The sequence below is a fragment of the Streptomyces sp. LHD-70 genome (genome assembly GCF_031157275.1).
Taxonomy (GTDB): Bacteria; Actinomycetota; Actinomycetes; order Streptomycetales; family Streptomycetaceae; genus Streptomyces.
Genome location: NZ_JAVIFW010000017.1, coordinates 50,687 through 73,241 on the forward strand (window position 1 = coordinate 50,687; position 22,555 = coordinate 73,241).

General features: G+C 73.2%; 17 protein-coding genes. 13 read left to right on the forward strand and 4 right to left on the reverse strand.

The annotated features are described in order from the left end of the window. Positions 1–9: 9 nt before the first annotated feature. Entirely contained in the window at positions 10–1,215 is a 1,206-nt protein-coding gene (locus RCO28_RS28770; protein WP_308944208.1) for an 8-amino-7-oxononanoate synthase, read from the reverse strand. Between the two features lie 203 nt (positions 1,216–1,418). On the opposite strand from RCO28_RS28770, the gene bioB reads away from it, so the two are divergent. The 4 genes from bioB (at position 1,419) to RCO28_RS28790 (ending at position 5,424) form a co-directional block, all read left to right on the forward strand. Next, positions 1,419–2,657 (forward strand): biotin synthase BioB, encoded by a 1,239-nt coding sequence (bioB, locus tag RCO28_RS28775; RefSeq protein ID WP_308944209.1) that lies wholly within the window; start codon positions 1,419–1,421, stop codon positions 2,655–2,657. Continuing rightward, positions 2,650–3,957: an adenosylmethionine--8-amino-7-oxononanoate transaminase gene (locus RCO28_RS28780; RefSeq protein WP_308944210.1), complete on the forward strand. Its 1,308-nt coding sequence runs from the start codon at positions 2,650–2,652 to the stop codon at positions 3,955–3,957. Before bioB ends, RCO28_RS28780 begins: the two co-directional genes overlap by 8 nt. A 19-nt stretch (positions 3,958–3,976) precedes the next feature. Next, complete coding sequence (gene bioD, locus RCO28_RS28785) at positions 3,977–4,657, forward strand: dethiobiotin synthase (RefSeq protein ID WP_308944211.1); 681 nt, start codon at positions 3,977–3,979, stop codon at positions 4,655–4,657. Between the two features lie 89 nt (positions 4,658–4,746). After that, positions 4,747–5,424, forward strand: coding sequence for a methyltransferase domain-containing protein (locus tag RCO28_RS28790; protein ID WP_308944212.1), 678 nt, complete (start codon positions 4,747–4,749; stop codon positions 5,422–5,424). Position 5,425: 1 nt separating this feature from the next. Here the strand turns inward: RCO28_RS28790 and RCO28_RS28795 are convergent, their stop codons facing one another. Together RCO28_RS28795 and RCO28_RS28800 are read right to left on the reverse strand one after the other, a co-directional pair. Further along, positions 5,426–5,797 carry a fic family toxin-antitoxin system, toxin component gene (locus tag RCO28_RS28795; RefSeq protein ID WP_282534213.1) on the reverse strand — a complete coding sequence of 124 codons (372 nt, stop codon included), beginning with the start codon at positions 5,795–5,797 and terminating at the stop codon, positions 5,426–5,428. Then, positions 5,794–6,042 (reverse strand): antitoxin, encoded by a 249-nt coding sequence (locus RCO28_RS28800; RefSeq protein WP_308944213.1) that lies wholly within the window; start codon positions 6,040–6,042, stop codon positions 5,794–5,796. The genes RCO28_RS28795 and RCO28_RS28800 overlap by 4 nt, the downstream gene beginning before the upstream one ends. Before the next feature lie 121 nt (positions 6,043–6,163). On the opposite strand from RCO28_RS28800, the gene RCO28_RS28805 reads away from it, so the two are divergent. Then, on the forward strand, positions 6,164–7,180 hold the full coding sequence (locus RCO28_RS28805; protein ID WP_308944214.1) for an ATP-binding cassette domain-containing protein: 1,017 nt from the start codon (positions 6,164–6,166) through the stop codon (positions 7,178–7,180). Between the two features lie 7 nt (positions 7,181–7,187). Continuing rightward, positions 7,188–9,752: an ABC transporter permease gene (locus RCO28_RS28810; RefSeq protein WP_308944215.1), complete on the forward strand. Its 2,565-nt coding sequence runs from the start codon at positions 7,188–7,190 to the stop codon at positions 9,750–9,752. 263 nt (positions 9,753–10,015) lie between these two features. Here the strand turns inward: RCO28_RS28810 and RCO28_RS28815 are convergent, their stop codons facing one another. Next, complete coding sequence (locus RCO28_RS28815; RefSeq protein ID WP_308944216.1) at positions 10,016–11,869, reverse strand: serine/threonine-protein kinase; 1,854 nt, start codon at positions 11,867–11,869, stop codon at positions 10,016–10,018. A gap of 185 nt (positions 11,870–12,054) precedes the next feature. On the opposite strand from RCO28_RS28815, the gene RCO28_RS28820 reads away from it, so the two are divergent. The 7 genes from RCO28_RS28820 (at position 12,055) to purB (ending at position 22,501) form a co-directional block, all read left to right on the forward strand. After that, the gene (locus tag RCO28_RS28820) at positions 12,055–12,486 is read left to right on the forward strand and encodes a GNAT family N-acetyltransferase (RefSeq protein ID WP_308944217.1); all 432 of its coding nucleotides are present in this window, start codon (positions 12,055–12,057) and stop codon (positions 12,484–12,486) included. A gap of 631 nt (positions 12,487–13,117) precedes the next feature. Beyond that, entirely contained in the window at positions 13,118–14,491 is a 1,374-nt protein-coding gene (locus RCO28_RS28825) for a hemolysin family protein (RefSeq protein ID WP_308944218.1), read from the forward strand. Then, positions 14,488–15,501, forward strand: coding sequence for a hemolysin family protein (locus RCO28_RS28830; protein WP_308944219.1), 1,014 nt, complete (start codon positions 14,488–14,490; stop codon positions 15,499–15,501). The genes RCO28_RS28825 and RCO28_RS28830 overlap by 4 nt, the downstream gene beginning before the upstream one ends. Before the next feature lie 23 nt (positions 15,502–15,524). Beyond that, a complete protein-coding gene (abc-f, locus tag RCO28_RS28835; protein ID WP_374991271.1) occupies positions 15,525–17,207 on the forward strand; it encodes a ribosomal protection-like ABC-F family protein in 1,683 nt (560 codons plus the stop codon). A gap of 164 nt (positions 17,208–17,371) precedes the next feature. Further along, complete coding sequence (locus RCO28_RS28840) at positions 17,372–18,208, forward strand: SGNH/GDSL hydrolase family protein (RefSeq protein ID WP_308944221.1); 837 nt, start codon at positions 17,372–17,374, stop codon at positions 18,206–18,208. A gap of 239 nt (positions 18,209–18,447) precedes the next feature. Further along, on the forward strand, positions 18,448–20,976 hold the full coding sequence (locus RCO28_RS28845) for an NACHT domain-containing protein (RefSeq protein ID WP_308944222.1): 2,529 nt from the start codon (positions 18,448–18,450) through the stop codon (positions 20,974–20,976). Positions 20,977–21,067: 91 nt separating this feature from the next. Then, entirely contained in the window at positions 21,068–22,501 is a 1,434-nt protein-coding gene (purB, locus tag RCO28_RS28850) for an adenylosuccinate lyase (protein WP_308944223.1), read from the forward strand. Positions 22,502–22,555: the final 54 nt, after the last annotated feature.

The window sequence follows — 22,555 nt, forward strand, 5'->3', positions numbered from 1 at the left end:
GGGCAGGGATCAGCCCTTGAAGGCACCTGCGGGCGCGGTGCGCACGATCGTGCGTACCGCGTCCGTGACTTGAGCCTCCGTCAGGTCGGCGCGGGCCGTGAGGCGGAGGCGGGAGATGCCGTCGGGCACGGACGGCGGGCGGAAGCAGCCCACGACCAGGCCCGCCGAGCGGCAGTCCGCCGCCCACCGGACCGCCTCGTCCGGGGTGGGCGCGTGCACGGAGACCACCGCGGCGTCCGGGCGCACCGTCGTCAGACCGGCCGCCGTCAGCTGCGTGTGCAGGGCGCTCGCCACCTCGCGGGCGCGGGCCGCGCGCCGGGGTTCACGGCGGATCAGGCGGAGCGCGGCGAGCGCGGCACCCGTGGCGGCCGGGGCGAGGCCGGTGTCGAAGATGAACGTACGGGCCGTGTTGACCAGGTGCTCGATCACCTTGGCCGGGCCGAGGACCGCACCGCCCTGGCTGCCGAGCGACTTGGACAGGGTGAGCGTGGCGACCACGTCGGGCGCGCCCGCGAGCCCCGCCGCGTGCGCCGAGCCCCGGCCGCCGTCGCCGAGCACGCCGAGCCCGTGTGCGTCGTCGAGGATCAGGGCGGCGCCGAACGAGCGGCAGACGGCGGCGAGTTCGGGGAGCGGGGCGGCGTCGCCGTCGACCGAGAACACCGCGTCGGTGACCGCGACCGCCGGACCCTCGTGGCCGTCGAGCGCCTTGCGGGCCGCGTCCGGCTCGGCGTGCGCGACGACGGACGTGGTGGCCCGGGCGAGCCGGCAGCCGTCGATGAGCGAGGCGTGGTTGCCCGCGTCCGAGACGATCAGGCCGCCGTGCGGGCCGAGGGCGGTGACGGCGGCGAGGTTCGCGGCGTACCCGGAGGACAGCACGAGCGCGGCTTCAAAACCGCAGAACTCGGCCAGTTCACGCTCCAGTTCGGTGTGCAGGGCCGTGGTGCCGGTGACGAGCCGGGAGCCGGTGGCGCCGCCGCCCCAGCGGTGCGCCGCGGCCGCCGCGCCCTCGGTGACCTCCTGGTGCAGCGCGAGGCCGAGGTAGTCGTTGCTCGCCAGGTCCAGGAGGTCGCTGTCGGCCGTGCGCGGCCTGAGGGTGCGGACGAGACCGGCGGCGCGGCGGCGCTCGGCCTGGTCGTCGAGCCAGGCGAAGGGGTCGCGGTGCGGCGCGCCCGTCGGGGCTGCGGCGGTGCGGTCGTCGGTCTCCTGGCGGTGCATCGGCCATCCCTCGCACGGCGGGCGCACGGGCGTGGACCGCCCGGTGTGCGCGCCTTGATCGTCCCGGTCGCTTTGTCAGCAGTCAACAGACCCTAGTCGGCGTAACGCGGGGTCAGGGTGTGGCAATACCCACACCCCGTGGCCGCTCTCTTGTGAGGTTCCTACTTGGCTGCGGGCCCTGGCGTAAGCGAGGATCACCCTTCATGGACCTGCTGAACACGCTGGTGGACAAGGGGCTCAGGCGCGAACTGCCGACCCGTGAAGAGGCGCTCGCCGTACTGGCGACTTCCGACGACGAACTCCTGGACGTGGTGGCCGCGGCGGGCCGCGTGCGCCGCCAGTGGTTCGGGCGGCGGGTGAAGCTCAACTATCTGGTCAACCTCAAATCCGGCCTGTGCCCCGAGGACTGCTCGTACTGCTCGCAGCGGCTCGGCTCCAAGGCCGACATCCTCAAGTACACCTGGCTGAAGCCCGACCAGGCCTCCGAGGCGGCGGCCGCCGGTGTCGCGGGCGGCGCGAAGCGGGTCTGTCTGGTGGCGAGCGGCCGCGGGCCCACCGACCGGGACGTGGACCGGGTCGGGAAGACCATCGAGGCGATCAAGGAACAGAACGAGGACGTCGAGGTCTGCGCCTGCCTCGGTCTGCTCTCCGAGGGCCAGGCCGACCGGCTGCGGGACGCGGGCGCCGACGCGTACAACCACAACCTCAACACCTCCGAGTCGACGTACGGCGAGATCACCACCACGCACACGTACCAGGACCGGGTGGACACCGTGCAGCAGGCGCAGGCCGCCGGGCTCTCGGCGTGCTCCGGCCTGATCGCGGGCATGGGCGAGAGCGACGGCGACCTGGTCGACGTGGTCTTCTCGCTGCGCGAGTTGGACCCGGACTCGGTGCCGGTGAACTTCCTGATCCCGTTCGAGGGCACACCGCTCGCCAAGGAGTGGAACCTGACGCCGCAGCGGGCGCTGCGCATCCTGGCGATGGTGCGGTTCGTCTGCCCGGACGTCGAGGTGCGGCTCGCGGGCGGGCGCGAGGTGCATCTGCGCTCGCTGCAGCCGCTCGCCCTGCACCTGGCCAACTCGATCTTCCTGGGCGACTACCTGACCAGTGAGGGCCAGGCGGGCAAGGCCGACCTGGACATGATCGCGGACGCCGGGTTCGAGGTGGAGGGCGCCGACAAGGTGACGCTGCCCGAGCACCGGCGAGCGGAGGGCGGATCGGGCTGCGGTTCGCACGCTGCGGCCGACGCGGGTGCGGGCTGCGGTTCGCACGAGAGCGGGGGCGCGGGCTGCGGTTCCCACGAGGGCGAGAGCTCCGGCGGCTGCGGACCGTGCGGTTCCGGTCCGGCGGAGGAGCCTGCCGCCGCCGACGAGGCGCGTACGGATCTGGTCGCGGTGCGCCGCCGCGGAGCGGGCACGGATCTGGCTCCCAATGCCTGAGCCTGTCCCCTCCCTGCACGGATCCACGTACACCACGCACGAACTGCTCGACCTCGACCGCCGCCACGTCTGGCACCCGTACGGTCCGATGCCCGGACGGCAGGAGCCGCTGGTCGTCGAGTCCGCGTCCGGGGTCAGGCTCCGACTCGCGGACGGCGGCGGCGAGTTGGTGGACGGCATGTCGTCCTGGTGGTCGGCCATCCACGGCTACAACCACCCGGTGCTCAACGACGCGGCGCGCTCTCAGCTGGACCGGATGAGCCATGTGATGTTCGGCGGGCTCACGCACGAGCCCGCCGTACGGCTCGCGAAGCACCTTGTTGACATGTCGCCCGAGGGTCTTGAGCATGTCTTCCTGGCCGACTCGGGCTCCGTGTCGGTCGAGGTGGCCGTCAAGATGTGCCTGCAGTACTGGCGCTCGCTCGGCCGTCCCGAGAAGCACAAGCTCCTGACCTGGCGCGGCGGTTACCACGGGGACACCTGGCAGCCGATGTCGGTGTGCGACCCCGAGGGCGGCATGCACGAGCTGTGGTCGGGCGCGCTCCCCCGGCAGATCTTCGCCGACCCGCCGCCCGCCGCGTACGAGGAGTCGTACGCGGAGCACCTGCGGGAGACGATCGCCGCGCACGCGCACGAGGTGGCCGCGGTGATCGTGGAGCCGGTGGTGCAGGGCGCGGGCGGGATGCGCTTCCACTCCCCCGCGTATCTGCGGGTGCTGCGCGAGGCCTGCGACGCGCACGGCGTACTGCTCGTCTTCGACGAGATCGCCACCGGCTTCGGGCGTACGGGCACACTGTTCGCCGCCGACCACGCGGCCGTGACGCCCGACGTGATGTGCGTCGGCAAGGCGCTGACCGGCGGCTACATGACGCTCGCGGCGACGCTGTGCACAGCGCGGGTCGCGGACGGAATCTCGCGCGGCGAGGTGCCGGTGCTCGCGCACGGGCCGACGTTCATGGGCAACCCGCTCGCCGCCGCGGTGGCCTGCGCGTCCATCGAGCTGCTGCTCGCGCAGGACTGGCGGACCGAGGTCAAGCGGATCGAGTCCGGACTGGCGGACGGCCTCGGCGCGTTGACGGACACGCCGGGTGTACGGGACGTACGGGTGCTCGGCGCGATCGGTGTCGTGCAGCTGGACCACGAGGTGGACATGGCCGCGGCGACCCGGGCGGCGGTCGACGAGGGCGTGTGGCTGCGGCCGTTCCGCGACCTCGTCTACACGATGCCGCCGTTCATCACCGGCGATGCGGACGTGGCCCGTATCTGCCGGGCGGTCGGTGCTGTGGCGCGGGCTGCGTGAGCTGGGATGGGTGCGTGAGATGACGATTCTGCTGGTCAGTGGCACAGGTACCGAGATCGGCAAGACGGTGACGACGGCGGCGCTCGCCGCCGCCGCGCTCGCCGAGGGGCGTTCGGTCGCCGTGCTCAAGCCCGCGCAGACGGGTGTGGCGCCGGACGAGCGGGGCGACGCGGACGAAGTGGTGCGGCTCGCGGGCCCGGTGACGGCGCTCGAACTCGCCCGCTACCCCGAGCCGTTGGCCCCCGACACCGCCGCGCGCCGTGCGGGGCTCCCTCCGGTGCGGCCGTACGAGGTCGCCGACGCGGCGCAGAAGCTGGCCACCGAGCACGACCTGGTCCTCGTCGAGGGCGCGGGCGGTCTGCTCGTACGGTTCGACGCCGAGGGCGGCACGCTGGCGGACGCGGCGCGGCTGCTGGCGGCGCCGGTCCTTGTCGTGGCGGCGGCCGGTCTGGGCACGCTGAACGCGGCGGCACTGACGGGGGAGGCGTTGCGGGCTCGGGGAGTTGAGCAGGCGGGGGTCGTCATCGGCAGTTGGCCTGCCGAGCCCGGCCTTGCGGAGCGGTGCAACCTCGACGATCTTCCCGTTGCGGCGGGGGCGCCGTTGCTGGGGCGGATCCCGGAGGGGGCGGGGGCCCTTGCGCCCCCGCAGTTCCGTGCGGCGGCGCCGGGGTGGTTCATCCCCTCCCCGCCCCTTCCCTGACGTCCTGCCGGACCCCGAAGCGCCGCAGGCTTACGGGAAGGGGTGGGGCGGGGAGAATGCGAAGTGTGCCCCGACCCGGGAGGTCCCTTATGCCGTCGCTACCGAGCCGTGCCGCCAAAGACACCGTTCACCACCCCCTCTTCGCCCGGTTCTACGCCTGGCAGAGCACAATCTCCGAGTCCGCCATCGGGCCGCACCGGGACGAGCTGCTCGCCGGGCTCTCCGGGCGCGTGATCGAGATCGGCGCGGGCAACGGGCTGAACTTCGCGCGCTATCCGAGCACCGTCGCCGAGGTCGTCGCGATCGAGCCGGAGAGCGTGCTGCGTCGGCTCGCCGTCGAGGCCGCGCTGCGGGCCGACGTGCCGGTGGACGTCGTGCCCGGCGCGGCCGAGGCGCTGCCGGTGAAGAGCGAGGCGTTCGACGCGGCCGTGCTCTCGCTCGTGCTGTGCAGCGTGCGGGACGTGCCACGGGCGCTCGGCGAGCTGCGCCGGGTGCTGCGGCCCGGCGGTGAGCTGCGGTTCTTCGAGCACGGGCGGGCACCCGATGGCCGGGGCATGCAGGCCGTGCAGCGCGGGCTCGACCGTACGGTCTGGCCACGGCTGTTCGGCGGCTGCCACGTCGGCCGCGAGCCGCTCGCCGCGCTCCGGGACGCCGGCTTCGAGGTGACCTCGTACCGCCGGTTCCTCGTGCCGGAGCGGGGGCCGAAGCTGCCCTCGTCGTACTGCGTGCTCGGCACCGCGCGGCGGCCGGTCGCGGACGGTACGTGACTCAGTTGCTCCACTGCCGCAGCTCGGCCGCGATCGTGTGCACGTCGGCCGTGCCGTCCTTGACCAGGCGGGCGAGGTCGCGGACCTGCTCGGGCGAGGTGACGACCTTCTGGCCGTCGGCGACGAGATAGGCGTACGCGACGGCCGAGGCGAACATCGCGTTGGCCCGCTCCAGGGCGGGAATGTGCAGCAGCTGCTGCAGCAGGGCGGCGGCGCGGGTGTGCGGGTCGTCGTAGACGGGCACGCCGAAGATCTCCGCCTCGTGCCGGGCGACGGCGGCGACCAGGGAGCCCCAGTCGGCGACCTGCGGGTCGGACGGCGTCTTCTGTTCGGCGATCATCAACAGCCAGGCGAGGTCGATCCGCAGGCTCAACGGCTGCCCTCGGTGCGCGTCGGGTTCTGGGGGTCGGTGACCGCGAACTCCTGCGCGAACACCGATTCGTACTGCTTCATGAAGTCCGCCGCGGCGTCCACGAAGGTCTGGCCGGTCTCGCCGACGTCCTGGCGGACCAGCTCCTCGATATAGCGGTTCACGCTCATCCCGCGGGCCAGGGCGCGCTCGCGGGCGGCCCTCGCGGTGTCCTCGTCCACGCGTACGTTCAACTGAGTCTTCGCCACCCCTCCAAGCTAGCGCCGGAGCGCTAGCAGCGGCAAGGGCGAGTTCCGGCATTCCGGGCATCGGACTACCGTGGTCTTGGCCGGTGCCCCGGCCCCCACGGTCGACCCCGAGGAGGCGGCCTTGTCCAGATCTGCCGCGGCCGCAGCCGCCGTCCAGGACGCGGAGCCCGGCCCCGTCGCGGCCCGCGCCCGCGGCCTCACCAAGGCGTACGGGACCGGGGAGACCGCGGTCCGGGCCCTCGACGCCGTCGATGTGGACATCGCACGCGGCCGGTTCACCGCCGTGATGGGGCCCTCGGGCTCCGGGAAGTCCACGCTGATGCACTGCCTGGCCGGGCTCGACTCCGTGTCGGCGGGCCGCGTCTGGCTGGGCGGGACGGAGATCACCGGCCTGAAGGAGCGGGAGCTGACCCGGCTGCGGCGGGACCGGATCGGCTTCATGTTCCAGTCGTTCAATCTGCTGCCGACGCTCACCGCCGCCGAGAACATCACGCTTCCCCTGGACATCGCGGGCCGCCGCCCGGAACCGGCGTGGGTGGAGCGGGTCGTGGACACGCTCGGCCTACGGGACCGGCTCGGCCACCGCCCGGCGCAGCTCTCCGGCGGCCAGCAGCAGCGGGTGGCCTGCGCGCGGGCGCTCGTCTCCCGGCCCGAGCTGATCTTCGCGGACGAGCCGACCGGCAACCTCGACTCGCGTTCCGGGCTCGAAGTGCTCGGCTTTCTGCGCGAGGCCGTGGACCGGCTCGACCAGACCGTCGTGATGGTCACCCACGACCCGGGCGCCGCCGCCCACTCCGACCTGGTGCTCTTCCTCGGCGACGGGCGCATCGTGGACACGATGGCCGAGCCGAGCGCCGAAGCCGTACTGGAGCGGATGAAGCGCTTCGACACACTGCTGCCGGAGACCGGGCAGCGGCCGGGGACCGGATTGCCTTCGGAGGCTGGGTCTCGGCCAAGGACCGGATCGCCATCGGAGGCCCGGCAGCAGCCAGGGGCCGGGGCGTCGCCTGAGGCCGGGCAGCGGCCAGCACCCGCATCGCCGACAGAGGCCAGGCAGCAGCCAGCACCCGCATCGCCATCAGAGGCCCGGCCCGGCGGCGGCGGACCGCAGGCCGGGGCCGGGTTTCGCGAGGGGTGAACCGGTCGTGCTCAAAGCCACCCTGCGCAGCTTCTTCGCCCACAAGGGCCGGCTCGTGCTCTCCGCGCTCGCCGTCGTCCTGTCCGTGGCGTTCGTCGCGGGCAGCCTGATCTTCTCGGACACGGTGAGCCGTACGTTCGACCGGCTCTTCGCGTCCACGTCGGCGGACGTCACGGTCGGGCCGAATGAGGGCTTCGGGGAGTCCGTGCCGTCCGGGACCGTGCCGACGATCCCGGCCCAACTCGCCCAGCGGGTAAGGGCGGTGGACGGGGTCGCGGACGTCCAGGTGGACGCGGCCGTCGAGAACATCACGGTCGTGGACGCCCGCAGAGAGCCCGTGGGGCCGACCACCGGCGCCCCGACCATCGCCACCAACTGGTACGTCAGCGACCGCAGTCCGGTCGAGCTGACCTCCGGGCACGCGCCGCGCGGACCCGGGCAGGCGCTGCTCGACGCGGACACCGCCGACGAGAAGGACGTCGCGATCGGCGACACCCTGACCGTGCTCGCACCGCCCGGCTCCTTCGACGTACGGGTCGTCGGCATCGCCACCTTCACCACCACCAACCCCGGCGCGGCCCTCGTCTTCCTCGACACCCCGACCGCGCAGCGGGAACTCCTCGGCGACCCGGAAGCGGCGACCTCGCTGTCCGTGACCGCCGGGCCCGGCGTGGACGACGCCACGTTGAAGCAGCGGCTCGGCGCGGAGCTCGGCGGCGGCTACGAGCTGCGGACCGCCGACGAGCAGGCCGAGTCGTCGGCGGCCCAACTGGGCGGATTCCTCGACGTGATCAAGTACGTGATGCTCGGCTTCGCCGGAGTCGCCGTGCTCGTCGGGGTGTTCCTGATCGTCAACACCTTCTCGATGCTGATCGCGCAACGCACCCGCGAGCTGGGCCTCCTGCGCGCCCTGGGGGCGGACCGGGCACAGGTGCGCCGCTCCGTGCTCGTCGAGGCGCTGCTGCTCGGCGTGGTTGGTTCGACGCTCGGCCTGGCCACCGGCATCGGGCTCGCCTTCGGCCTGATCGAGCTGATGGCGCTCGCCGGGATGAACCTGGACGCCACGGAGATGGTGATCGGCCCGGTGACCCCGGTCGCGGCGTACGGGGTGGGCGTCGGCGTCACGTTCGTCGCCGCGTATCTTCCGGCCAGGCGGGCCGCCAAGGTCTCCCCGATGGCGGCACTCGCGGATGCCGAAGTCGCCGGTGTGGGGCGGCCGTTGACGGTGCGTGCCGTGGTCGGCGCGGTGGTGGCGGTGGCCGGGGCGGCGGCCATGACCGGCTGTGCGGTGAGCGCGGACACGTCCACCTCGGCCTCGCTGCTCGGCCTCGGCGTGGTCCTCACCCTGGTCGCGACGGTGATCGCGGGCCCGCTCCTGGTGCGGCCGGTGATCCGGGTCCTGGGCGGGGCGTTCCCGGCGCTGTTCGGCTCGGTGGGCCGGATGAGCCAGCGCAACGCGCTGCGCAATCCGCGCCGCACCGGGGCCACCGCGGCGGCGCTGATGGTGGGGCTCGCGCTGGTGGGCGGGCTCTCGGTGGCGAGCGCGTCGATGACGGCGTCCTTCGACAAGGAGATCGACCGGACCCTGGGCGCCGACTTCATGGTGCAGTCGGCGAACTTCCGCCCGTTCCCCCGCGAGATCACCGAGCGGGTCCAGGACGTCGACGGAGCGGGTCTCGTCGTACGGCAGCGTTTCGTACCGCTGGCGCTGTCGCTGCCGGACGGGAAGCGGGTGGAGTCGGCGGCCGCCGCGTACGATCCGGGGCTCGATCGGGTGGCCCGCATCGAGTACACGGTGAACGGTTCGGCCGAGGCGCTCGCGCCCGGACACATCGGCATGGACCAGGAGTTCGCGGCCGACCACCGGGTGCGGGTCGGCGACACGGTGCCCGTGGAGTTCCCCGGCGAGCGGAAGGCCGGGCTGATCGTCGGGGCGCTGACCGACCTGGGCGGTCCGAGCACTCCGGGCACGCAGGGCAACCTCGTCGTCGGCATGGCCACCGCGGACCGGTACGTGCCGGGCGGGCAGGACTCGGTGCTGTTCGTGAACGCGGCGGACGGCACGGACCCCGACACCCTGCGCGCGGCCCTGAACGAGGCGCTCGATCCGTATCCGCAGGTGCAGGTGCGGGACCAGGCCGACTACAAGGAGCTGGTGCGCGGGCAGATGGCCGTGCTGCTGTATCTGGTGTACGCGCTGCTCGGCCTGGCGATCGTGATCGCGGTGCTCGGTGTGGTGAACACCCTGGCCCTGTCGGTGGTGGAGCGCACTCGGGAGATCGGTCTGCTGCGCGCGATCGGGCTCTCGCGGCGGCAGTTGCGGCGCATGATCCGCCTGGAGTCGGTGGTGATCGCCGTGTTCGGCGCGGTCCTGGGGCTCGGTCTCGGTCTGGTGTGGGGGCTCGCCGTGCAGCAGGTGCTCGCCCTGGAGGGTATGACGGAGCTGGCGATCCCGTGGGGCACGGTCGTCGCGGTGGTGCTCGGCTCGGTGGTGGTGGGCCTGGCGGCGGCGCTCGTACCGGCGTTGCGGGCGTCCCGGATGAACGTGCTCGCGGCGATCGCGCACGAGTGAGCCACGCCCGTGCGGCCGGTGGGCGCGGCCCGAACTCCCAGGCCCTGTCTTCAAACTCCCGTCGTCTCCCGGAGGGAGGCCCCGCGGCTCCCCCAGCCTTCGGCCGGGGGGACCCCCAGTGCGTGCTCTCGGCGTGCCGGGCGAAGGTCCTCGATTGGGGCCTCCCCTGCTCTGGGGGCACCTCCCGGCCGAAGGCTGGGGGAGCGTGCCGGGCGTCTCGGGGCAGGCGGGAGTTTGAAGACAGGGCCTGGTCCGTAAGGGAGTTACTTCTCGGGCTCCCAGAGCGTGGCCGTCGTCAGATACGTGGGCAGGCTGTCGGGCGTGTCCCGGTTGACCTTGCGGATCCACAGGTGGGCCACCGCCTTGTCGGCGGTCTCCACGCAGAGGCCGACGCCCTTCTTCAGGACCGAGTCGTCGCGCAGCTTGTCCAGCGGGACCGGGTTGGGCAGGGAGCTGTCCCGGGCGGCCTTGAGGCAGGCGCTCGGGGTGGGGAACTCGGCGGTGACGGTGTTCATGATGCTGCCGTCGGTGGCCTGCAGGCCCTCTTCCTCCTCGGGTTCGGCGCAGGCGTGGTACGCGAGGGCGCCGAGGTAGTCGGCGGCGTCGATGTTGCCGGGGCGGGTCACCCGGAAGTCGTTGTCGATGTCGACGTGCAGGGTGTCGCACTTGGAGACGTTGGTGGCCTTCTCCGGCTTCGGACCGGCGATCGTGACCGTCTTGTCCTGCACGGTCAGCCGCCAGCCCGCCTCGGTCCTGGCGCCGCCCGGCGCGGGCTGCTCACCGCCCGAACTGCCGTCCCCGGCACCGGAGTCGGCGTTCCCGTCGCCGGTGGGCTGTCCGGTGTTCTGGCCGGGCTGTTGCGTGCCCTGGCCGTTCGCCTCGTTCGAGGGGGGCGTGTCGTCCTCGGTGAGCGCCTTGTACCCGAAGACCGAGCCCACGCCGACGGCCACCACGGCGACGGCGGCGGCCGCCACGATCAGCCCGGTCTTCCGGCGGCGCGGCGTCGACCCCGGCGCGGTCTGCGCCTGGAGCTGCTGATCCGGTACGGGGGCGGCGTGCTGGGGCGGCGGGGGCGTACTCGGCGCGAAGGCGGGCGGCCGGGGCGGCTGCGTCGGCGGCTGCGTCGGCAGGTGCGCGACGGGGGCCGCCTGAGGGGGCTGCTGCATCGCCGCCTGCGGGGCCTGTTGCGGGGCCTGTTGCGGAGCCTGTTGCGGGGCCGACGCGGCGATCCGCAGGGTGTGCTCCTGCTGCTGCACGGCCTGCGCCAGGTTCGGCGGCAGCCACCAGCCCTCCGAGCGGTCGAGCCCGGCGGCGCCCGCGACGGCGTGGCAGTGGTCGACGATCTCCGCCGGGGACGGCCGGGCCGCCGGGTCGCGGCTCAGACAGCTCTCCAGGAGACCGCGCAACTCCTGCGGGCAGCCGTCCAGTTGCGGCTCGTTGGCGACGATGCGGTGCAGGATCGCCTGCGAGGGCCCCTCGCCGTAGGCGTGCGTACCGGTGACCGCGTAGTGCAGCACCAGGCCGAGCGCGAACACGTCGAGGGCCGGGCTGATGTCGCCGCCGGTGGCCTGCTCCGGCGCCATGTAGGCGGGCGTCCCGAGCGCGACGTTGGTGCCCGTGAGGGCCGCGGTGTCGGCGGCGCGGGCGATGCCGAAGTCGATGACGCGCGGGCCGTCCGCGCCGAGCAGCACGTTGGACGGCTTGAGGTCGCGGTGCACGATGCCCGCGCCGTGGATGGTCTGCAGCGCCTCGGCCACACCACCCGCCAACTGCAGGACCGTGCGCAGCGGAAGGGCCCCGTGCCGGCTCACGGCCTCGGAGAGCGGCGGCCCGGGGACGTAGGCGGTGGCGAGCCAGAGTTCGCCGTCCTCGGTGCGGCTGTCCAGGACGGGCGCGGTGTACGGGCCCTGTACGCGGCGTGCGGCGGCCACCTCCTGGCTGAACCGCTCCTTGAACAGCGGGTCCTGGGCGTACTCGCGGCGCACCACCTTCAGGGCGACGGGCTGGCCGCCGCGCGTGTGCGACAGATAGACCACGCCCATGCCGCCCTGGCCGAGGCGCCCTTGCAGCCGGTAACCGGCTATCTCCCTGGGCTCGTCAGGAGCCAGCTGTTCCATCCGCGTACGCCTCCCCGTTCGTTGGAGTGGACATGATACGAACCGGTGTCCGGCCCTCCGGACCCGCCCGTGGCCGGGCCTCCGGACCCGCCCGTGGCCGGGCCTCCGGACCCGCCCGTGTCCTGGCGTCTCGGCCCGTGAAATCCCCTCGCGGCTCTCGCGGGCGCCATGCTTCGCTGGCGATCATGAGCGCCCTGACCATCCGTACTGCCGAACCCGCCGACGCCACCGACGTGCTCGCCTTCTGGAAGGAGGCCGCCGAGGGGACCAGCGTCAGCGACGACGAGGCCGGGGTGACCGGGCTCATCGCGCGCGACCCCGGCGCCCTGCTCCTCGCCGAGGCCGACGGGCTGCTCGTCGGCTCCGTGATCGCGGGCTACGACGGGTGGCGCTGCAGCCTGTACCGGCTGGCCGTCCTTCCCTCGCACCGCAGGCGGGGCATCGCGTCGGCGCTGCTCGACACGGCCGAGGAGCGGTTCGCGGCGCTCGGCGGCCGGCGCGGGGACGCCATGGTCCTGGAGGCCAACGAGCGGGCGCAGCAGGCCTGGTCGGCGGCCGGGTATCGGCGCGAGGACCACTGGCGGCGCTGGGTGAAGCCGCTGGCCGAGCGGGCCTGAACACCTCCCCGGAGCCGGACCGGGAACTGGACCCGGAGATCGGTCCGGAGCTCGGTCCGGGAGCTCTGCCCGGTGAGCTCTGCCCAGAGCTGGTCCGGGAACTGGACCGGAACTCGGCCCGAGAGCTGGACCCGGAGCTCTACCCAGAGCTCGGCCCGAGAGCTGGACCCGGAGCTCTACCCAGAACTCGGCCCGGGAACTGGACCGGAACTCGGCCGGAGAGCTCGGCCCGGGAACTGGACCCGGAGCTCTACCCAGAGCTGGTCCGGAGCTGGACCCGGAGCTCGGCCCGGAGCCCGGCCCGAGCTGGTCCCGGAGCTGGTCCGGAGCCCGGCCCAGAGCTGCCCCCGGAGCCCGGCCCAGAGCTGGACCCAGAGCTGGTCCCGGAGCTGGTCCGGAGCTCGGCCCAGAGCCCGGCCCAGAGCTCGTCCCGGCCACTTCCCTTTGCTGGTCCTTTACTCTGGTAGCTCCGCTCCCGCTCGTTCCGAGCCGAGCGGCCGTACCCGAACGAAAGGTGTGAGCGTCCGTCCATGGGCGAGCCTCCCAGTAGCGTCTCCACGACCAGAAGCACATCGGACCGACATCGCGCGGCCCTCCCTCCCCTGCCCGATCATGGGACGGAGGTGACCCGATGACCGAACTGCTCCTGCTCGGCGTGGCCCTGCTGCTCACCCTGGCCTGCGGTGTGTTCGTCGCCGCCGAGTTCTCCCTCACCACCGTCGAGCGCAGCAGCCTCGAGCGTGCCGTCGCCGACGGTGAGCGCGGTGCGGACAGCGCCCTCAAGGCCGTCCGCAGCCTCACCTTCCAGCTGTCCGGCGCCCAGCTCGGCATCACCGTGACCGGCCTGGTCATCGGCATGCTCGCCAAGCCGTCGATCGGCAAGCTGCTCTCCGGGCCGCTCAACGACCTCGGCCTGTCGAAGAGCACCGCCGACGGCGTCGCCCTGACCCTGGGCACCGTGCTCTCCACGATCGTCCTGATGGTCGTCGGCGAGCTCGTCCCGAAGAACTGGGCGATCTCCTCGCCGCTCGCCGTGGCCAAGCGCGTGGCCACCGCGCAGCGCTGGTTCAGCGCCGCGTTCAAGCCGCTGATCACGCACCTCAACAACACCGCGAACCGCTCCGTGCGCCGGATCGGCCTGGAGCCCGCCGAGGAGCTGGCGTCCGCGCGCGGCCCGCAGGAGCTGGTCGCCCTCGCCCGGCACTCCGCGAAGGAGGGCGCCCTGGAGGCGGACACGGCCGAGCTGTTCGTCCGTACGCTCAACCTGGCGGACCTCACCGCGGAGAACGTGATGACGCCGCGCGTGCAGGTGATGGCCCTGGACATCCAGGCCACCGCCGAGGACGTGGCCACCGCGACCCGCGCCACCGGCCTGTCCCGCTTCCCCGTCTACCGCGGCAACCTCGACTCCGTCGTCGGCGTGGCGCACATCAAGGACGTGCTCGCCATACCCGCCGAGCGCAGGCCCCGCTTCCCCGTCGCCGAGCTGCTCCGCGAGCCGCTGCTCGTCCCCGAGACGCTCACCGTGGACCGCCTCCTGGACCGCATCTCCGGCAAGCGCACGATGGCCGTCGTCATCGACGAGTACGGCGGCACGGCCGGCGTCGCCACCCTGGAGGACATCGTCGAGGAGGTCGTCGGCGAGGTCCGCGACGAGCATGATCCGCACGAGACGTCCGACCTGGCCCCCGCGGGCACCGACGAGAACGGCCGCAGGCTGTACGACGCCGACGGCGCCGCCCGCACCGACCAGCTCGCGAAGATCGGCCTGCGCACGCCGGACGGCCCGTACGAGACGCTGGCGGGTCTGGTCGCCACCGAGCTCGGCCGGATTCCCGCGGCCGGGGACGTGGTCGAGGTCGACGGCTGGCGCCTCGACGTGATCGACGCCACCGGCCACCGCGCCGCACGGCTGCTCCTGCACGCACCGCTCGACCTGCCCGGACGCACCGCCGCGTCCACCGCCCCGACCAGCACGCCCGGGACCGGGGAGGGTGCGCGATGACCGCGATCCAGCTACTGATCGGCCTGGCCACGCTCGTGGTCAACGCCTTCTTCGTCGGCGCCGAGTTCGCCCTGATCTCGGTCCGGCGCAGCCAGATCGAGCCGCACGCCGAGGCGGGCGACCGGCGGGCCCGCAGCGTCATGTGGGGCCTGCAGCACGTCTCCGCCCTGATGGCCGCGGCCCAGCTCGGCATCACGCTGTGCACCCTGGTGCTCGGCATCGTCGCCGAGCCCGCGATCGCCCACCTCCTGGAGCCGGTCTTCGACGCGGTGGGCGTGCCGCACGGCCTGATCCACCCGGCGTCGTTCGTGATCGCCCTCGCCGTGGCCACGTATCTGCACATGCTGCTCGGCGAGATGATCCCGAAGAACATCGCGCTCGCCGAACCCGTGCGCAGCGCGCTGCTCCTCGGCCCGCCGCTCGTGGCGGTGACGCGGGCCCTGCGCCCGGTGATCTTCACGATCAACGCCTTCGCGAACGCCCTGCTCAAGCTGCTCAGGGTGGAGCCCAAGGACGAGGTGGAGGCCACGTTCTCGGACGACCAGCTGGCCCGGCTCGTCAAGGACTCCGGGGACGCGGGCCTGATCGACGACCGTGCGCAGGAGCGCCTGCACGACGCCCTCGAACTGGGCCGCCGCCCGGTCCGTGACGTGGTGCTGCCGCTTGAGCAGGTGGTGTACGCGGAGATCGGCGTCACCCCCGAGCAGCTGGAGCTGCTGTCGGCCCGCTCCGGGTTCTCCCGCTTCCCCGTGGTGGACCAGGGGCGCCGCATCGTGGGCTATCTGCACGTCAAGGACGCCCTCGACGCCTCGCCGCGCGACCTGCCGTTCCAGGTCAGGGACATGCGCCCGATCGCCCGCGTACGGGAGGCCACGCCGCTCGACGACGTGCTGACCGCCATGCGCCGCAGCCGCACCCATGTGGCGGCGGTCCTCGGCGAGGACGGGCGGCTCGCGGGCCTGGTGACCATGGAGGACGTCCTGCGGGAGCTGTTCGGCCAGCCCGTCTGAGCGCGGGGGCCTGTGCGAGAGGGGTGCTGGTGAGTCAACTGGTCCTGCGGGACGTGTCGTTCGGCTACCCCGAGCGGCCGGTCCTGGAGCGGGTCTCGCTGTCCGTGCGGCCCGGTGAGCACGTCGGCGTGATCGGGGAGAACGGCTCCGGCAAGTCGACGCTGCTGCGGCTCCTCGCGGGGCGTGCCGTACCCGCCGAGGGCGAGCTGCGGGTGGTGTCGGACGGCGGGACGGGGTATCTCGCGCAGACCCTCGAACTGCCGCCGCACGCCACAGTGCAGGACGCCGTGGAGGACGCGCTCGCCGAGCTGCGGGACCTGGAGCGGCGCATCCGGCTCGCCGAGGAGTCCCTCGGCTCGGCCGGTCCCGCCGAACTCTCCGCGTACGCCGACCTGGTCGCCGCCTTCGAGGCCCGCGACGGCTACCGGGCCGACGCCCGCCTGGACGCGGCCCTGCACGGCCTCGGCGTACCGCATCTCGGGCGTGGGCGGACGCTCGGCTCGCTGTCCGGCGGGGAGGCCGCGCGGCTCGCGCTCGCCTGCGTGCTCGCGGCCGCGCCCGAACTGCTGCTCCTCGACGAGCCGACGAACCACCTGGACGCGGCCGCCCTCGACTGGCTGGAGGAACGGCTGCGCACCCACCGCGGCACGGTCGTCGCCGTCACCCACGACCGGGTCTTCCTCGACCGGGTCGCGGACGCGATCGTCGAGGTCGACGGCGACCGGCACAGCGTCGATCGGTACGGCGGCGGCTGGTACGGCTATCTCGCGCAGCGCACGGCGGCCCGGCAGCGCTGGGAGCAGCGCCACCGCGAGTGGCGGGACGAGGTGGAGCGCCAGGAGAAGATCGCCGAGGGCGCCGCCGACCGGCTCGGCTCGGGCTGGCGGATGCGGGACAGCAGCACGTTCGCGAAGTTCTCCAAGCACCAGCGGTCGGTGGAGGGCCAGGTGTCCGGGGTGGTGCGCAACGCCCGGGAGCGGCTGCGGCGGCTGCGGGCCGAGCCGGTGCCGCGGCCACCGGACCCGCTGCGGTTCACGGCCGAGCCGGAGGGCGGGGACCATCCGTTCCTGCTGCCCGTGGAGCTGACGGACGTGGCGGTGGGTGAACGCCTGGCCGTCGAGCGCCTCCGCCTCGCGCCGGGCACGCGGCTCCTGGTCACGGGGCCCAACGGCGCGGGCAAGTCCACGCTGCTCGGCGTCCTCGCGGGTGCGGTCACCCCGGACCGCGGCGAGGTCCAACGCCCGGTCCGCGTCGGCCACTTGCCGCAGGAGGTCCCGTACGACGACGGCTCGGGCGCCTCGGGTCCTACTCTGCTGGCCGCCTTCGCCGCGGGCCTGCCCGGCCTGCCCGAGGACCACGCGGACCGGCTTCTCGCCCTCGGCCTCTTCCGCGAGGCAGACCTCGTGGTTCCCGTACGCGGACTCTCGGTCGGCCAGCGGCGCCGCCTGGCCCTGGCCCGCCTGGTCACCCGCCCCGCCGACCTGCTCCTCCTCGACGAACCCACCAACCACCTCTCCCCCGCCCTGGCGGAAGACCTGGACCAGGCCCTCGCGACCTACCCCGGCACGCTGGTGGTCGTCTCCCACGACCGCCGCCTGCGGGCCGCGTTCACGGGACACCGGATCGAGGTGGTCAGGGGGCGGGTTCCCCCCTTCCCGCCCCTTCCCGAACGTCCTGCGGACAGCCCTGGGGGCGTGCCCCGATAGGGGCGCGGGGCTGTGACATCTGCGGCTCCGCCGCGGGGCGCGACCAGCCACGACGGCGCGGCAGCCGAAGAACCAACCTGCGGGGGTACGGCGGCAGCCGAAGAACATCCTGCGGGGGTACGGGGGCGCAGCCCCCGAACCCCCCGGCTACCATCGCTGACGCCATGCAGATGAATGCCACCTACACCAGTCTCGTCGCGATAGGCGACTCCTTCACCGAGGGCATGTCCGACCGCCTCCCCGACGGCTCCTACCGCGGCTGGGCCGATCTGCTCGCCGCGCGGATGGCGGCCGTACAGCCCGGATTCCGGTACGCCAACCTCGCCGTGCGCGGCAAGCTCATCGGGCAGATCGCCGCCGATCAGGCCGACGCCGCGGCCGCCCTGCGACCCGACGTCGTGACACTGGTCGGCGGGCTCAACGACACCCTGCGCCCCAAGTGCGACATGGGCCGCGTACGGGCGCTGCTCGACGAGGCCGTGGAGAAGCTGGCGCCCGCCTGCAAGCAGCTCGTGCTGATGCGCAGCCCCGGCCGCCAGGGCCCGGTGCTCGAACGGTTCCGGCCGCGGATGGAGGAGCTGTTCGCGCACATCGACGGCCTCGCCGAGCGGCACGGCGCCCTCGTCGTCGACCTGTACGGCGCGTCCGTGCTCGGCGACCAGCGGCTGTGGGACGTGGACCGGCTGCACCTCACCGCCGAGGGGCACCGCCGGGTCGCGGAGGCGGTGTGGCAGACCCTCGGGTACGCGGCCGAGGAGGACTGGCGCGCCCCGCTGCCCGCCGCCGTCGACCCGCGCTGGGCGCAGCGCCGCGTCGCCGACGCCCGGTTCGCGCGGGAGCACCTGGGGCCCTGGATCGGCCGACGCCTGACCGGCCGGTCCTCGGGCGACGGCCGCAACGGGGCCCAGTTCGACCCGGCCGAGGGCAAGGCCTTCTGGATCGGCCCCGCCGAGGACGGCACGCCGGTTCCGGTGACGGGCTGGCGCCGCGTGGAGGCCTGAGCCTCCGTACGGCCTGAGCTTCCGTACGGCCTGAGCCTCCGTACGGCCTGAGCTTCCGTACGGCCTGAGCCTCCGTACGGACCGGGGCGACCCACGCCCCCACACCCGCGCCCCGCACCACCCCTCCCCCGACATGCGAAGGGTTTGTGCCGATACGGGGTGGCGGGAACTCTCCGGTGCCTTCTACCGTCTGCCACCCAACAGCCTTCACCGGAACACCAGTTGTCGGGGGTACGCAGGTGGATCCCGCACTCGTCCTCAGCCGTCTCACCCAGCCGTTCGTCACCGCCCTCGTGAAGCGGCTCTTCGTCACGCCCGGCCCCGGCGCCGGACTCGTCGAGAAGAGCGCCGTGCCGGTCCGCCGGCTCGTCGGCTTACACGGCGAGCCCCGCACCGTACGGGAGCGCGAACTGCACGCCCTGGGCGCGAAGCTCGTACGGCAGGCGGTGGGCGGGCCCGGTGAGAGGCCCGTGCGGCCGGACGAGGACCAGGTCGTCGCCGACGCGCTCGCCCGCACCCTCGACGCGCTCGGCGAGGTCGGGATGAGCGACGTCCAGGCGGTGGCGCTGCAGGCCGACGGGTTCGCGCAGCACCTCGGCTCACTCGCCCCGGACGCCACCCGCGAGCTGTCCGAGGAGGGCGCGCTCCTGCACGCCCTGCTCCTGGAGGTCACCGCCCGGCACATCCTGGAGTTCTTCACCACCCGGTCGGCCTTCGTACCCCGCACCCTCGTCGAGCACAGCGGCTTCCTCGCCGAACTCTGCAAGCGGTACGAGCGGTTGGAGGCGCGCGTGCCCTCGCAGGGGGCCGCCGACGCCGCGTTCGAGGAGCGCTTCGCACGGGACACCGCGATCCTCCACAACCGCCTGACGATCTTCGGCATAGACCTCGCCAGCGCCCCCGACTCCTGGCCGCTCGACACCACGTACCTCGGGCTGCGCTGCGAACCCGGCGGCGGGCCGCAGGGCTCGGCCACGCCGGTGCCGGTGTCGCGCGCGCTGGCCGGGCGCAGCCGGATCCTGGTGCGCGGAGTGGCCGGTTCCGGGAAGACGACACTGCTGCAGTGGCTCGCCGTCGCCACCGCCAAGGGCGAGCTGCCGCAGCAGCTGGCGGGCCTGCGCGACCGGGTGCCGTTCGTCCTTCCGGTACGCCGCTTCAGCCGCGAGAACCCGCCTGTGCCGGGCGAGTTCCTCGCCGTGAACGGCTACCCGGGCTCCGACGCGCAGCCGCCCGGCTGGGCGGACCGGGTGCTGCGGCAGGGCCGCGGGCTCCTGCTCATCGACGGGGTGGACGAGGCGCCCGAGCCCGCCCGCGAACGCCTCCGCCACACCCTGCGCGACTGGACGGCGCTCTACCCGGGCAACGTCTGGCTGGTCACCACCCGCCCCTCCGCCGTACCCGAGGACTGGCTGGCCGCCGAGGAGTTCGGCGAGGTCCAGCTGGCCCCGATGAGCCGGGACGAGGTCGCCGCGTTCGTCGAGCGCTGGCACGCCGCCGCCCGCCAGGAACCCGGCGCCGACCCGGCGGTCCTCGCGCGGTACGAGCAGACGCTGATCGACGCCCTGCGCCTCACCCGCGACCTGGGCCGCCTCGCCACCAACCCGCTGATGTGCGGACTCCTCTGCGCCCTGCACCGGCATCTGCGCGGCTATCTCCCCAGCGGCCGCAGGGAGTTGTACGACGCGGCCATGTCGATGCTGCTCGAACTGCGGGACCGCCAGCGCGTCGTACCGGACGACGGCATCGCGCTCAGCCGGCAGCCGAAGATCCAGCTGCTGCAGAAGCTCGCGCACTGGATGCTGATCAACGGCAAGTCGGAGATGGAGCGGGACATCGCCGTCGACATCCTGCGGCGCCATCTGCCCGCCGTACCGGCCGCGGCCAGGCAGGGCGACGCCGAGACGATCTACCGCCACCTGCTCAACCGCACCGGCCTCCTGCGCGAACCCACCGCGGGGTCCGTGGACTTCATCCACCGCACGTTCCAGGACTATCTCGCCGCCGACGCGATGGTGCAGCAGCACGACTTCGGGCTGCTGCTCAACCACTCCCATCTCACCGAGTGGGAGGACGTGGTCCGTATGGCGGTCTCCCTGTCCCGGCCGAACGAGGTCGCGGAACTGCTGCGCGGCATGGTCTCCCGCCGTCCCGGACTGCGCACCGCGCACGCCCGGCACAGCAAGCTGCTCGCAGCGGCCTGTCTGGAGAACGTGAGCGAAATCGACCCGGAGGTACGGCAGTTGGTGCAGCGGGCCACCCAGCAGATGGTGAACCCGGCCAGCCCGGCCGGGGCCCGCGCGCTCGGCTGGATCGGCCCGATCGTCCTGGAGATGCTGCCGGACCCGCGCACGGTCTCAGACGACCGGGCGTACATCCTCGCGATCACCGCGTCCTCGGTCGCCGACGACATGGCCATCGACTACCTCGCGGGCCTGCGCGAGCGCGAGCGCATGGACATCCGCGTGCAGCTCGCGAACGCCTGGCCGCGGTACGACACGGCCCGCTACGCGCAGGAGGTCATCGCCCACCTCGACGAGCACGGCGGGCTCTACTTCCCCGTCTCCGACCTGCACGAGGCACGCGCCCTCGCCGACCTCGGCGGCCGCGCCCATCTGCACGTCAAGGGCCAGCTCGACCCGGCGCGGCTGGCCGGGATACTGCCCGTCGAGCGCGTCCGCCGGCTGCGCCTCGAACCCGACCACCCGGCCGCGGACGAGCAGTGGCAGGCCTCGTTCCCGTACGTGGAGGGGCCGATCTGGCGGGAGTGAGCCCTCCCAGCGCGCCCTGGGGCTCTCGTAGGTTCCGACGAAGGGGACCGGGGCGTCGGCCTGTCCGAAAGTGTCAGTAAACTGGCCGACTGTGACTGCAAAGCCCCGCATCCCCAACGTCCTGGCCGGCCGCTACGCCTCCGTCGAGCTCGCCGCCCTGTGGTCCCCCGAGCAGAAGGTGAAACTGGAGCGCCAGCTGTGGCTGGCCGTCCTTCGCACCCAGAAGGACCTCGGGATCGAGGTGCCGCAGACCGCCCTCGACGACTACGAGCGCGTCCTCGACCAGGTCGACCTGGCCTCGATCGCCGAGCGCGAGAAGGTCACGCGGCACGATGTGAAGGCCCGCATCGAGGAGTTCAACGCCCTCGCCGGGCACGAGCAGGTCCACAAGGGCATGACGTCCCGCGACCTGACGGAGAACGTCGAGCAGCTGCAGGTCCGGCTCTCCCTTGAGCTGATGCGGGACCGCACGGTCGCCGTCCTGGCCCGCCTCGGCAAGCTCGCCGGTGAGTACGGCGAGCTGGTCATGGCCGGCCGCTCGCACAACGTCGCCGCCCAGGCCACCACCCTCGGCAAGCGCTTCGCGACGGCCACGGACGAGCTGCTCGTCGCGTACGGCCGCATCGAGGAGCTGCTGAACCGCTACCCGCTGCGCGGCATCAAGGGCCCCGTCGGCACCGCGCAGGACATGCTGGACCTGCTCGGCGGCGACGCCGAGAAGCTGGCCGACCTGGAGCAGCGGATCGCCGGGCACCTGGGCTTCGCGCAGGCCTTCACCTCGGTCGGCCAGGTCTACCCGCGCTCACTCGACTACGAGGTCGTCACCTCGCTCGTCCAGCTGGCCGCCGCGCCCTCCTCGCTCGCGAAGACGATCCGTCTGATGGCCGGGCACGAGCTGGTCACCGAGGGCTTCAAGGCGGGCCAGGTCGGCTCGTCGGCGATGCCGCACAAGATGAACACCCGCTCCTGCGAGCGCGTCAACGGCCTCATGGTGATCCTGCGCGGCTACGCGTCGATGACCGGCGAGCTGGCGGGCGACCAGTGGAACGAGGGCGACGTGTCCTGCTCCGTGGTGCGCCGGGTCGCGCTGCCGGACGCGTTCTTCGCGCTCGACGGCCTCCTGGAGACGTTCCTGACGGTGCTCGACGAGTTCGGCGCCTTCCCCGCCGTCGTCGCCCGTGAGCTGGACCGTTACCTGCCGTTCCTCGCCACCACCAAGGTGCTCATGGCGTCGGTGCGCGCGGGCGTCGGCCGCGAGGAGGCGCACGAGGCGATCAAGGAGAACGCGGTCGCCTCCGCCCTCGCGATGCGCGAGCAGGGCGCCGAGCGCAACGAGCTGCTCGACAAGCTGGCCGCCGACTCCCGGATCCCGCTCGACCGTGCGCAGCTCGACGAGCTGATGGCGGACAAGCTGTCCTTCACGGGCGCGGCCGCAGACCAGGTGACGCAGGTCGTGGCCCGCGTCGAGGAGATCGTGAAGCAGCACCCGGAGGCCGCCGGGTACACGCCGGGAGCGATCCTCTGACGCTCCCAGGCCGGGACGAACTCGAAGCCGCCCGCGACCGCATCGTTCCCGATG